We start from the raw sequence: 11526 nt of genomic DNA on the forward strand, positions 1-11526 counted from the left end.
CATGCCGCACTACCGCCTCCACACCCCCGACCAGACGATCGACCTCGGCGACTTCGACACCGCCCAGGAGGCACTCGAGTCCGCCGTCTCCAGCCAGTCCGAGAAGATCCCCGTCGACGGGTCGCTCGAGCTGCAGATAGGCGACGACTGGCATGCCGTCGACATCGAGGGGGACATGCCGTGAGCCACGGTCGCGGTGCGGGCGCGGGCGGCGCACCCGTGGGCTCGGTGACCCAGTGCGCGACCTGCGGGGTCGAGCGTGCGGAGCCGCTACCGGAGGTGTGCCCGATCTGCGCGGACGAGCGCCAGTACGTGCCGTCCGGTGGGCAGCGGTGGACCGACCCGGAGGAGTCCCGGGCCCGGGGCGCGTCGATCGAGTTCGCCGAGCGCGAGACCGACGTCCTCAACCTCGTGCAGATCAACTGCCCCGGCATCGGGCAGAAGCCGGCGCTCATCCGCACCGAGCACGGCAATGTGCTGGTCGAGGCGCCGAACTACATCAGCGAGGAGGCGGTCGCCGCGGTGCGCGGGTGGGGCGGCCTCGCCGCGATCATCGCCTCGCATCCGCACATGTACGGGGTGCAGTCGCTGTGGTCGGCGGCGTTCGACGACTGCCCGGTCTACGTCTCCGCCCCGGACGAGCAGTGGCTGGGGCTTCGGCCGGGCAACACGGTGGTGTGGGGCGGGGGCCACGCCGCGGACCCGGCGGAGGGCGGCGAGATCGAGATCGTGCCGGGCGTGCGCGCGTCGCAGCCCGGCGGGCATTTCCCGGGCAGCGTGGTGGTTCACTGGACCGCCCCCGACGGTCGCGGCGTGCTGTTCACCGGTGACACGATCGGTTCGGTCGCGGATCCGGGGTGGGTGACCTTCATGCGCTCGTTCCCCAACTGGATGCCGCTGTCCGGCGCCGTCGTCCGCCGGATCGCCGACCACGTCTCGCGTTACGACTTCGACCGCATCTACAGCAACTTCGGCGGCTGCGTGCCGCGGGACGCCCGCGGTGCCGTCCAGCGCTCGGCGGAGCGCTACGCCGCCTGGGTCGACGGCGAGTTCGACCACCTCACCTGACCTGCGGTCACTCTGCGCGCCGGGAGTGCTCGGCGTGTTCGGTGCGCTGGGCGTGCTCAGCGCGCTGCTTGACCAGGGCGAGCCTGCGATCCCAGCCCCGGGACACCGCGCCGAGCAGATCGGAGATCTCCCGGATCCGATCGGGCCGCACCGCGTAGACCTGCCGTCGCTGCTGTGGGCTCGCGGTGACGAGCCCCGATTCCACCAGTATTCGCAGATGCTTGGCCACCGCCTGCCTGCTGATCCCGAGGTCGGCGGCCACCGCGCCGGCGTCGTCCGGCCGATCGGCCAGACGGACGAGGATGTGGCGGCGGGTCCGGTCGGCGAGAGCGGCAAAGACGCCGTCCGCCTCGGGCGCGAGCAGGCCCGACCGCCCCTCCCCCTCGGCCTCGCGGGAGTCGGTGGGGACGTCGCTCACGCCTGATCCTCCGCCCGGCGCCGGGCGAGGTCGAGTTCGGTCGCCCACCCGGCGGAGTTCTCCTCGAACCGCTGGCCGCGCACCACCGCGTCGCTGCTCAAACCGGCGAATCCGGTCTCCCGCACCGTGAGCACCACGCCGGAACCCTGCGGCTCGACGGTGAACTCGATTGTGTTGGACGGGAACTCGTCGACGCTGCCGACCTGCCCGCCCAGCCAGCGGAACACCGCCCGGCGGGGCGGGTCCAACTCGACGGTGCGGATGCTGAACTCGCCGTGCACCGGGTCCACCACCCGCGAGACGTCACCCTCGGTGGTGATCTCGTGCTCGGCCCACTCGCCGTCGTTGATGAACCATCCCGGTTCCGAGATGATGCCCCACACGGTCTGCGCCTCGGCGTCGATGCGGATGCTGCGGACGATCTCGTCCGGCACGTCGTCGGTGGTCGTATCGGGTCCGGTTCCGGCCGTTCGGTTCTCGCTCATCGGACTTCCCTCCCTCGCGGTGCGTTCCGCGCGGTGAATGCTGGGTCGCGGGGTGCACCTGTGCTTCCACGATCGCACGTGCGCAGCCGTAGTGCAACCTTTTGGTTGCACTAACCCGCGCGCGACCCCGCGAGCTGCTCGCGGCGGCCTCAGTCCGTCGCCGTCTCCGCCGCGGCGAACTCCCAGAAGCGCTCCGCGATCGCCGGGTCCGACGCCTCGGTGCTGCGTCCGATGAGCGCCGGCATCCCCCGCAGGTGCTGCATCGCGTCCGGCCCTGTGTAGCTGCACGGCGGCAGCGGACGGGTTGCGGCGAACATCGTCGTGAGCGCGGCCTGCGCGGCGGGCTGGGCGAAGAGCGAACACACGCCGGTCACCACCCGGTCGATCGCCGCACTTCCGGTCGCATTGGAGATCCCCGTGGCCGCCCAGCCGGGGTGGGTGAGCTGCACGTCCACCCCCGCCGCAGCCGCCTCGGCTCTCCCGTCCCGCAGCCGCTGGTCCAGCGCCAGGCCCCACAACATGTCGCCGAGCTTGGACTGGGCGTAGGCCGGGGCGGGGGCCCACCGTCGACGGCGAAAATGCGGGTCCTCGACATCGAAGGACCCGCTCTTGTGGGCGTTGGAGGCGACGATCACCACCCGCCGCCGCACCAGCGGCAACAGCAGGTTCGTGAGCAGGAACGGGCCCAGCACGTTGACACCGAGAAGCATCTCGAAACCCTCGCCGGTCTCGCACCGGCGTGGAGTGATCGCGCCGGCGTTGTTGACCAGAATGTCCACCGGCTCAGGCTCACCGCCCAGCAACTCGCCTGCCGCCCGGCGGACGCTCTCGAGCGAGGCGAGGTCGACCTCCACCACCCGGGTTTCACCGGGCAGCTGCGCCGCCACCTGCCGCCCGCGCTCGGTGTCGCGGACGGCGAGGATCACCCGCGCGCCCGCCCGGGATGCGGCGCGGGCCGTCTCCAACCCGACCCCACTCGTCGCGCCGGTGATGAGCCAGGTCTGGCCGGTCAGGTCTGGGAGGTCAATCGTCTTCTGGGGCACGAGCGCAGCGTACGTCGCGTCCCGCCCGAAAACGGTCGTGGCCACGGCGGAAATGGTCGTCGCCGTCGTGACGAGTCGGAGGTCCCAGCCCCGTGGCGACCGCCGAGAACGCCACGATCACGACCAGAATTCTGCCGGGGCCGACATGAGGCGGCACGTGCCGAAACCGCAGGCAACACGGGGTCGAAGCGGGCGGAACGGACTACCCTCCGGGTATGAACTCCGTCACCCCTCCGCGCTCCTCCGCCACCCGCTCGCGCCGCCCGCTGGCCGCGGCGACTGCGGCCCTCGTCGTCGTCGCCTCCCTCACCGCTCCGACCGCGAACGCGCAGCCCGCGCCCAACCCCGCGCCCACCTGGTCCGGGCTCGATACCCGCGAGTGGAACCAACCCGTCCCCTCCCCCGGCGTCGCCGCGGCGACGGTCCCGCTCGACCCCGCGCTCTCCCTGCCGCAGGCCGGGCGGGCGGTACGGCAGGCGTACGGGACGATCGACCAGCACGGCCGCAACGCGATCGCCACGTCCGCGGTGTTCCTGCCGCACGGCACCCCACCACCGGGCGGCTGGCCCGTCGTCGCCTGGGCACACGGCACCACCGGCCTCGGCGACGACTGCGCTCCGTCCACCCAGCCACGCTCCGAGCGCGACGCCGAGTACCTCGGCCACTGGCTGGACCGTGGGTATGCCGTGGTGGCTTCGGACTACGTGGGCCTCGGCACCCCCGGGCTGCTCAGCTACCTCAACGGGCAGGCCGCCGCGAGAGGGATCGTCGACTCGATCGTCGCCGCGCGCGCGGACGGGCTTCCGCTGTCCGCCAGGTGGGGACTCGTGGGGCAGTCGCAGGGCGCCGGCGCCGCACTCGTCACCGCGACCCGCGCCACCGAACTCGGCGCGCAGGCTGGCCTGGACTACCGGGGCGTCGTCGCGACCGGTGCGCCGGCGAACATAGAGCATTTGTTCCAGTGGGGCGGCCCCGGATTCCCGCCGGTGAACCTCCCGACCGGGCTCAACCTGTACGCGATGTACATCCTCGCCGGGTTCCGCGACCAGCACCCGGAACTCGGCATCAACGGGTTCCTCACACCGCAGGGTCGCGAGATGGTCGACGCCGCCGAGACGCTCTGCTACTCCGCGATGCGGGAGAAGGTCGGCGACTTCCAGGTTTCGCAGGCGCTGGCGCGGCCACTGCAGGAGATCCCCGACGTCTTCGGACACCTCCGCCGCTACATGGGCACGCCGGCAATGGGCTACGACCGGCCCGTGTTCCTCGGCCAGGGGCTGCTCGACATGGACGTCCCCGCCCCCTCGGCGCTGTCACTGGCTGCGGAGATGTCCCTCAACGCGCAGCCGCTCGAGCTGCACGTCTACCCGGACCGGGACCACAGCGGGACCGTTTACGCCGCCATCCCGGACGCCACCGCGTTCCTCGACCGGGTCATGAGGTGACGCCGGGGTGACGAGCCCGGGGTGGCCAAGCGGTCATCGCCACCCCCATCTACACCGACCGTCCATATGTGGCACTTCATAAATGCTGGCCAGCATCAACGGCGTTAGTGCAGCCGGCGTGACACCCGTCATAATTGTTACCGACTTGTCACCCAGCGCGATTTCAGGTTAGAGTTTCGCCATCGCCGCGCGGGGATGTTTCAGGGACTCCCCGCGCGGCTGACTTAATTTCCGACGACGGTGGGATTCCTAGAACGTGTTCTAGTAGCGTGGGGGGCATGAGCGCCCTCGACTTCGAGTCCACCAGCAAGACCATCACCGCCGGCCGCTTCGAGCTGCACTACCACGAGGCGGGCGAGCAGAGCGTCGCCGAGCCCGAGAGCGCGGTCCCCGTCCTCTTCCTGCACGGATCCGGCCCCGGTGTGACCGCGTGGTCCAACTTCGCCGGCAACTTCCCCGTCTTCGCCGAGCGTTTCCACACCATCCTGCTGGACATGCCGGGATTCGGGAAGAGCTCCGACCTGGAGTGGGAGAAGGCCTACCCGCTCATCGCCGCCGAGGCGATCGACGCGTTCTGCGAGGCCAAGGGCATCGAGAAGGTCGACATCATCGGTAACTCCATGGGCGGCAACGTCGCCTGCGAGACCGCTCTGGCCTACCCGCAGCGCGTCCGCAAGATGGCGCTCATGGGCCCCGGCGGCCTGGCTGCTCCCCTGTTCACGCCCGAGCCGAGCGAGGGATCGCGTCGGCTGTTCGAGTTCCTCGCGGAGCCGTCCGACAAGGCCATGGCGGCCTGGGTCGACACGATGGTCGGCAACAAGAAGGTCGTGGACGAGGACCTCATCCGCGCCCGCACCGAGGCCGCCACCGCCCCGGGCGCCGTCGAGCGGATGTACTCCGTGTTCGGCTCGATCCTCAAGCCCGAGAACGCCTACACGCCGCTGTACGCCCGCGCCTCGCAGATCCGGCAGGAGACCATGCTCATCTGGGGCCGCGACGACCGCATGCTCCCCTACGAGCAGGCCCACTTCGCGTTCCGCCAGCTCCCGCGCGCCGAGCTCCACGCCTTCTCCCGCTGTGGCCACTGGGCGATGATCGAGCAGAAGGACAAGTTCGAGCGCCTGGTGATCGACTTCCTGCTCAACTGACCCGGCGGCGGTGCGGGCTGGGCGGGGGTGCGGGCTGGGCGGCGGCGCGGGCGCGGTGGCCGGTCGCGGCAGTGCCGGGGCAGTGCTGCGGCAGGGGCGAGGCGTTAGCCTCGGGCCATGACCGACACGCCGCAGCCCGACCAGCCCGCCGTCGACCCGCAGACCGGCGAGGACCTGTCGTGGAAGCAGACCCCGGTGGCGATCGTCCTGCTCGACCGGCCCGCCCCCGGCCACGACGAGGTCGGTGAACTCCTCACCGAGATCTTCGAGGGGTCGTACGAGGTCGAGCGGGGCACCGACGACGACCCCGCCACCGCCGTCTACGTCGAGGACGCGACGGTCATCGTGTCCGCGGTCGACGCGCCGGTGCCGGAAGCCATCGAGTACACGCGTGACCTGGCCGCCTGGAACGGCGGTGAGGCCGTGGTGGAGTCGCACCGGTCCCAGGTCGTCGTGGCCGCGTTCCGGTGGGGACCGATCGGGGACGACGGCGAGCCGGGCGAACCCGAGTACCTGGACCCCCGGCTCGACACGCTCCGTTGCGAGCTGGCGGTTGCGAACGTCACGGCGGCCCTGACCGCGCTGCCCGGCGCGGTGGCCGTGAGCGTGGGCGGCGCCGCGGCGACCCTGCCGGCCGGCCCGTACCGCGATCTCGTGACGGGCAACCCCGTGCCGGCACCGGCGCTCGTCGGGGTGCGGGCCGGGATGCAGACCGAGACCACCTCGTGCGTCTACACCAGTGGGATGGGCCGATTCGGTCGCATGGACCTCGAGCGACTCGACGTGGACGCTCCGCCCGCGGCCGTCTACGCCGAGATGTGCAACCTCGTGGCCTACTCGCTGGCCACCGGGACGATCTTCCAACCCGGCCTGACCCTCGAGGTGGGCGGACCACAGCCGCTCGTCGCCACCGCCGAGGTCTCACCCTTCACCGGGCAGGAGGTCCTGCGGTTGGCGCCCGCCGACCAGCCGTGAACCCTAGGGGCGCTGGCGGCCGTTCCGCTCGACGACCAACCGCGTGGTGGCGGCCAGCTGGAACGGCCGGATCACCGGTTCGATGCGGCTGATCAGCCGCTCCTTCTTGAGCTTGGCGATCACACTGCGCACCAGTTCCGGCAGCGGGTTCCCGGCGTGGTCGACCAGCGGGTAGATCCGCACCTCCGGCGCCACGCGGGCCATCTCCACGATCGCGTCGACATGGTCGGCCAGATCCATGCGGTCGGCATAGGTGAACAGCAGGTGCGAGCACAGCACCAGGTCGGCCGAGTCGTCGGCGAGAGGGAGCGAGGGAAGAGCCCCGGCCACATACCGCTCGGGGGCGGTGGCCAGGTGGCCCAGCATCCGGTCGGCCGCCGAGCGGCGGATGACCTCGTGCCCCACGACCCCGCCGCGGACGTCCCAGTCATAGTCGAACTCACGCGCGTGCTTCTGCGCCAGGGACCGCTCGACGTCCTCGAGGATCCGGCCGCGGAGGTCGTCCGCGCCGAGCGCGTACTGCGGGTCCACCGCGACGGCGTCGCCACCCGCCGCACAGATCTCGGCCACCGCGCTGGCCGCGCCACCGGGGCAGTCAACGATGCGCCCCTTCAGGTCGGCCTCGTCCAGGCCGAACATATCGGTGTACTCGTCCAGCGACCGTGCACTGACGAGGACGTCGGTGTCCTCGAGCGCGTGGAAGGTGGTGTGGGGACTTGCGGTCACCTGGGGACTCTCCTGAAGTCGGCTGGCCCGGTCCTGTTCCGGGCCGTGGGGTCTGAAGCGTTGACCCGGGTTCCGTCGGAGACCGCCTCGCATGGCGGATGCGGCCCGACCGATCCCGGCGGGCCCTCGCATCGTCGGTACTACGCCAAGACGGCGTGGGCGATGCGGGACCACGTCGGTCCGCCTCGCCAGCACATCAGCACGTCTTTGGGCACGCTCTCACCGTAACAGCGGGGTCGGACACCGGCCACCGGGAAGTTCACGGTGTTCAGAAGAGGCTGCCACACGAGGGTCCGGACGGCCGTGAGGTGGACCACACCGGCGACTCGGCACGCGTTAGGGTTCTGTCCCATCGGCGTGGGTCCTCTGCCGCGCGGTCTCGACCCCGGGAGCATTCGTGAGAACACCGTCCAGCCGGCGCACATCATCCGGACCGTCCACCGTCGCCGGAGCACTCGCGCTGGGCGTCGCGGTCGCCCTGGCCCCCGCCACGGGCCCGCTCGGCGCACCCGAGGCCGCCGCCCAGGGGTCGTCCACCGCGCCGGATCGCACCGCGTTCTACGTCCCGCCGGCCGAGCTCCCCGCCGACCCGGGCGCGATCATCCGCACCCAGCCGATGACCATCACGCCGAGCCTGCCCGATGTGATGAACGGCGGTGCGCTGCCCGCCGACGCCCAGCGGATCATGTACCGCTCCACCGGCGCCGCGGGCGCTCCGATCGCCGTGACCGGCACGTTCCTGCAGCCCAAGGCGCCCTGGACCGGCCCCGGGCCGCGCCCGCTCGCGGTGGTCACGCCCGGCACGCAGGGACAGGGCGACCAGTGCGCGCCGTCGCGCTCCATGGAGGTGGGCCTGGGTATCCAGACCGCGCCCCCGTCGATGGCCGCCGGGTACGCGATCATCGACGCGCTCACGATGGTGATGGAAGGCTTCGCCGTCGTCGTCACCGACTACGAGGGGCTCGGCACGCCCGGCCACCACCCGTACGTCAACCGCGACTCCCAGGGCCGGTCGGCCCTCGACGCCGCCCGCGCGGCGCTGCGGCTTCCCGGCGCGGACCTCGCGCCCGACTCCAAGACCGTGGTCAGCGGCTACTCGCAGGGCGGTGGTGCCGCCGCCGCGGCCGGGGAGATGCAGCCGGACTACGCACCCGACGTGAACCTGGTCGGCATAGCGGCCGGGGCGCCGCCGTCCGACATGCTCGGCACGCTCGACCGCGTGGACGGCGGCCTGCTCACCGGCGCGGTGGGATACGCGATCAACGGCATCCTGCAGGTCCACCCCGAGTTGCGTCCGGCGTTCGACCGGCATCTCAACGCCGAGGGGCAGCGCATGCTCGAGGTGACCGCCGGGCAGTGCGTCGCCGAGACCGCGTTCGCCTACGGCCTGAAGCGCACGAACGAGTTCACCGTGGACGGCCGCTCGCTCGGCGACGCCGCGCGGTCGGAGCCGGAGATCGTCCGGGTGCTCGAGGGCTACAACCTGGGCAGGGTCGCGCCTGCGGTGCCGGCGCTGGTCATGATCGGCAGGAACGACGACGTCGTGCCGCACCACACGGCCGTGGACCTCGTCCGCGACTGGTGCGAACAGGGCACCACCGTGGAGCTGCGGACGGCCGAGGTGCCGTCGATCGCCCCCGGCCTGGTGATCGACCACGCCATCCCGATGCTCTCCGAGCGGTCCACGAACGCCCGCTACCTCCTGGACCGCGTCCTCGACCGCCCGGCGCCGAGTTCCTGCGGGACCGTCTGAGGCGGCCGGCGCGAACCGGGCCGGGCCGGGGCGGGCCCGCCCCGGTTCAGGGCAGGTTGTGGTGGAACGCCTGCTGCTGGCTGAGGCGGTCGATCCGCCAGCCGTCATCCGTACGGACGAAGTCGAGCACGTACCAGAGCCCGTAGAAGAACACCTGCTGGTCCTTCTCCTCCACCGGCTTCAGCGCCATCGGGTTGAAACACATGCAGCGCCCGGTGGCCGAGTCGCCGTCCAGGCCCACCTCGAGGTTGCCCATGAGGTGCTGCGTGGCGGAGAAGATCGGCAACATCTCGGCCAACCACGCGCGCACCGCCGGGTAGTCGTCATCCGGGCCGCCGGACGCGGCGTAGCTCACCCGGGCGTCCGGGGTGAACACCGTGTCCAGCCCGTCGAAGTCCCGCGAATCGATGCAGGTCGCGTACGTGGTCATGAGGTCCTGCAGGTCCCAGCGATCGGATAGTTCGACCAGTGTTCGGCTCATGCTCCCTACGCTAACGTGAGCCCTATGCAGTACGAGGAGGAAGTCCGCGCCCGCGAGGCGATCGAACAGCTCAAGTACCGGTACTGGCGGGCCTGTGACGCCAAGGATCCCGAGGGCTTCCGGTCCTGCTTCGTGGCCTCCGGTGGCGTGCTGGACTTCGGCCCCCTCGGGCGGACCGACCCGGACACGATGGTCGGGGTCTTCCGTCAGATCGCACTCGCGACCGCCTCCGACGGCGGCCCGCGGATCCTCGACATGCACCACGGCTTCATGCCGTCGATCGTCGTGGAGGGCGACGGACCGAGCAGCCCACCGCAGCGCGCCACGGGGACCTGGACCCTGCAATTCCGCCAGGTGGACCGGGACAAGGGCACCGAGACGCTCTCCACCGGCGAGTACTCGGATGCGTATGTCATCGAGGACGGCCGCTGGGTGATGGCCGAGTGCCTGTTCACCCCGGGCTGGTCGGTCACCCGCACCCTCGACGACGCCACCGTGACCTACCCCGAGGTCCACACCGTCCCGGGTGCCGCCACCGCCGGAGCGGACTCGTGAGCGCCCGCGTCGCCCTGGTGACCGGGGGCAGCCGCGGAGTCGGACGCGGTGTGGCCACCGCACTCGCGCAGGCCGGGTGGACGGTCTACGTGACCGGCCGGTCCGCCGAGAGCCTGCAGGGCACGATCGACGCGGCCTCCGGCGCCCCGGGCGAGATCCGCGCACTCGAATGCGACCACTCCCGGGATGACGAGATCGTCGCCGTCGTCGCCCGGATCGCAGACGAGACCGGACGCCTGGACCTGCTGGTCAACAACGTGTGGACCAACCCCAAGGGCTTCATGGGGTTCAACGGCAAGTTCTGGGAGCGGCCCGCTGGCGACTGGGACGCCCTCATGGGCGTCGGACTGCGCGCGCACTACGTCGCCAGCTGCGAGGCCGCCAAGGTGATGGTGCCGCAGGGCTCCGGGCTGATGGTGAACATCTCGTCGTTCGGTTCTTGCGCACCGTTCCACACCGTGCTCTACGGGATGAGCAAGACCGCCCTCGACAAGATGGCCTCCGATATGGCGCACGAACTCGCCGGCACCGGGGTCTCCACCCTCTCGCTGTGGTTGGGCCTCATCCGCACGGAACTGCTGCTGTCGCTGGGGATGGACGACTTCAACGGCTTCCCGCTGGACCGCGCCGAGGACCCCACCTTCGTCGGACGGGTCATCGCCGCCCTCGCCGACGACCCCGACCTGGCCCGGATGAGCGGCTCGACCGTCATCACCGCCGAGTACGGGCGCGAGAAGGGGATAAGGAACGACGACGGCGAGGTCCCCCTGTCGCACCGCGGAGCGTTCGGCGGGGGTCCGCTCTTCCCGCCGGTGACGGACGAGCAGCTGGGTCTGGACACGGTGGACGAGGTGGCCGCGGCGGGCGGTCACAACGGGTTCGGCGGGCGGTAGGGATGACATCCGGCGACCACGGGGACCACAGCGCCCACGGAGACCACAGCGCCCACGGGGACTTCGACGACCCGCTCGAACGCCTCGAGCGGAACGAGCGGCAGGCCAACCAGGCCTTCCGGTACGTGCTGCTGTCGATCGTCGCGATCGTGGTCATGGCGACCGTGATCGTGATGCTGGAGGGCGGCATTGACGAGGAGTGCACGGACGAGGGGGCGCTGTGTATGACCGCCGACCGCGTCGAGGTGGTCGTCCTGCCGCTGCTGCTGTCGGTCATCCTGGCGGTGACGGCGGGCGTGACGACCTACCGGCGGTGGAAGCAGCGCATCCGGTGGCGGCCGTGGCTGTACGCGACCTATGCGATGTGGATGGTCACCACGGCGTACCTGATCGTCTCGTCCTCGGCGGTGTTCGTCCGGGCCGGCTGAGGGCGGCCACCTCCCCGGAGACCCCGCCCACCACGACATCCGCTACCCGGATTCCGGATCGGCTACCCGCACGGGAGTAGCGGATCCGGAATCCGGGTAGCGGATTCG

14 protein-coding genes are annotated in these 11526 nt (G+C 71.2%); 9 read left to right on the forward strand and 5 right to left on the reverse strand.

Annotated features, from left to right (window positions below):
- Nucleotide 1 precedes the first annotated feature (1 nt).
- Both AYO52_RS17085 and AYO52_RS17090 read left to right on the forward strand, forming a co-directional pair.
- Complete coding sequence (locus AYO52_RS17085) at nucleotides 2–184, forward strand: hypothetical protein (protein ID WP_067720103.1); 183 nt, start codon at nucleotides 2–4, stop codon at nucleotides 182–184.
- A complete protein-coding gene (locus AYO52_RS17090) occupies nucleotides 181–1068 on the forward strand; it encodes a hydrolase (protein WP_067720105.1) in 888 nt (295 codons plus the stop codon). The genes AYO52_RS17085 and AYO52_RS17090 overlap by 4 nt, the downstream gene beginning before the upstream one ends.
- A 7-nt stretch (nucleotides 1069–1075) precedes the next feature.
- On the opposite strand, the gene AYO52_RS17095 is transcribed toward AYO52_RS17090, so the two are convergent.
- The 3 genes from AYO52_RS17095 to AYO52_RS17105 form a co-directional block, all read right to left on the reverse strand.
- Entirely contained in the window at nucleotides 1076–1486 is a 411-nt protein-coding gene (locus AYO52_RS17095) for a helix-turn-helix transcriptional regulator (RefSeq protein ID WP_082924134.1), read from the reverse strand.
- Nucleotides 1483–1971, reverse strand: coding sequence for an SRPBCC domain-containing protein (locus tag AYO52_RS17100; protein ID WP_067720107.1), 489 nt, complete (start codon nucleotides 1969–1971; stop codon nucleotides 1483–1485). The genes AYO52_RS17095 and AYO52_RS17100 overlap by 4 nt, the downstream gene beginning before the upstream one ends.
- A gap of 149 nt (nucleotides 1972–2120) precedes the next feature.
- Entirely contained in the window at nucleotides 2121–3014 is an 894-nt protein-coding gene (locus AYO52_RS17105) for an SDR family NAD(P)-dependent oxidoreductase (protein ID WP_067720232.1), read from the reverse strand.
- A 215-nt stretch (nucleotides 3015–3229) separates the two neighbouring features.
- On the opposite strand from AYO52_RS17105, the gene AYO52_RS17110 reads away from it, so the two are divergent.
- The 3 genes from AYO52_RS17110 to AYO52_RS17120 all read left to right on the forward strand — a co-directional run bounded on the left by AYO52_RS17110 (nucleotide 3230) and on the right by AYO52_RS17120 (nucleotide 6582).
- On the forward strand, nucleotides 3230–4459 hold the full coding sequence (locus AYO52_RS17110) for a lipase family protein (protein WP_067720109.1): 1230 nt from the start codon (nucleotides 3230–3232) through the stop codon (nucleotides 4457–4459).
- 278 nt (nucleotides 4460–4737) lie between these two features.
- A complete protein-coding gene (locus AYO52_RS17115) occupies nucleotides 4738–5607 on the forward strand; it encodes an alpha/beta fold hydrolase (RefSeq protein WP_067720111.1) in 870 nt (289 codons plus the stop codon).
- 117 nt (nucleotides 5608–5724) lie between these two features.
- Nucleotides 5725–6582: a hypothetical protein gene (locus AYO52_RS17120; protein ID WP_067720113.1), complete on the forward strand. Its 858-nt coding sequence runs from the start codon at nucleotides 5725–5727 to the stop codon at nucleotides 6580–6582.
- Nucleotides 6583–6585: 3 nt separating this feature from the next.
- On the opposite strand, the gene AYO52_RS17125 is transcribed toward AYO52_RS17120, so the two are convergent.
- Nucleotides 6586–7308, reverse strand: a complete 723-nt coding sequence (locus tag AYO52_RS17125) for a methyltransferase domain-containing protein (RefSeq protein ID WP_067720115.1) — start codon at nucleotides 7306–7308, stop codon at nucleotides 6586–6588.
- 397 nt (nucleotides 7309–7705) lie between these two features.
- On the opposite strand from AYO52_RS17125, the gene AYO52_RS17130 reads away from it, so the two are divergent.
- Nucleotides 7706–9061 (forward strand): lipase family protein, encoded by a 1356-nt coding sequence (locus AYO52_RS17130; RefSeq protein WP_082924135.1) that lies wholly within the window; start codon nucleotides 7706–7708, stop codon nucleotides 9059–9061.
- A 46-nt stretch (nucleotides 9062–9107) separates the two neighbouring features.
- Here the strand turns inward: AYO52_RS17130 and AYO52_RS17135 are convergent, their stop codons facing one another.
- Nucleotides 9108–9542 carry a nuclear transport factor 2 family protein gene (locus AYO52_RS17135; RefSeq protein WP_067720117.1) on the reverse strand — a complete coding sequence of 145 codons (435 nt, stop codon included), beginning with the start codon at nucleotides 9540–9542 and terminating at the stop codon, nucleotides 9108–9110.
- 24 nt (nucleotides 9543–9566) lie between these two features.
- On the opposite strand from AYO52_RS17135, the gene AYO52_RS17140 reads away from it, so the two are divergent.
- The 3 genes from AYO52_RS17140 to AYO52_RS17150 are packed head-to-tail and all read left to right on the forward strand — an operon-like array spanning nucleotide 9567 to nucleotide 11418.
- Nucleotides 9567–10097, forward strand: a complete 531-nt coding sequence (locus tag AYO52_RS17140) for a nuclear transport factor 2 family protein (protein ID WP_067720119.1) — start codon at nucleotides 9567–9569, stop codon at nucleotides 10095–10097.
- Nucleotides 10094–10990 (forward strand): SDR family NAD(P)-dependent oxidoreductase, encoded by an 897-nt coding sequence (locus tag AYO52_RS17145; RefSeq protein WP_067720121.1) that lies wholly within the window; start codon nucleotides 10094–10096, stop codon nucleotides 10988–10990. The genes AYO52_RS17140 and AYO52_RS17145 overlap by 4 nt, the downstream gene beginning before the upstream one ends.
- A 2-nt stretch (nucleotides 10991–10992) precedes the next feature.
- The gene (locus tag AYO52_RS17150; RefSeq protein ID WP_067720124.1) at nucleotides 10993–11418 is read left to right on the forward strand and encodes a hypothetical protein; all 426 of its coding nucleotides are present in this window, start codon (nucleotides 10993–10995) and stop codon (nucleotides 11416–11418) included.
- Nucleotides 11419–11526: the final 108 nt, after the last annotated feature.

The sequence above is a fragment of the Dietzia sp. 111N12-1 genome, assembly GCF_001658045.1.
Lineage (GTDB): Bacteria > Actinomycetota > Actinomycetes > Mycobacteriales > Mycobacteriaceae > Dietzia > Dietzia kunjamensis.

Coding starts and splice junctions, on each gene's coding strand:
- AYO52_RS17085 (WP_067720103.1), top strand. CDS start 2: ATGCCGCACTACCGCCTCCACACCCCCGACCAGACGATCGACCTCGGC.
- AYO52_RS17150 (WP_067720124.1), top strand. CDS start 10,993: ATGACATCCGGCGACCACGGGGACCACAGCGCCCACGGAGACCACAGC.
- AYO52_RS17135 (WP_067720117.1), bottom strand. CDS start 9,542: ATGAGCCGAACACTGGTCGAACTATCCGATCGCTGGGACCTGCAGGAC.
- AYO52_RS17120 (WP_067720113.1), top strand. CDS start 5,725: ATGACCGACACGCCGCAGCCCGACCAGCCCGCCGTCGACCCGCAGACC.
- AYO52_RS17110 (WP_067720109.1), top strand. CDS start 3,230: ATGAACTCCGTCACCCCTCCGCGCTCCTCCGCCACCCGCTCGCGCCGC.
- AYO52_RS17115 (WP_067720111.1), top strand. CDS start 4,738: ATGAGCGCCCTCGACTTCGAGTCCACCAGCAAGACCATCACCGCCGGC.
- AYO52_RS17140 (WP_067720119.1), top strand. CDS start 9,567: ATGCAGTACGAGGAGGAAGTCCGCGCCCGCGAGGCGATCGAACAGCTC.
- AYO52_RS17100 (WP_067720107.1), bottom strand. CDS start 1,971: ATGAGCGAGAACCGAACGGCCGGAACCGGACCCGATACGACCACCGAC.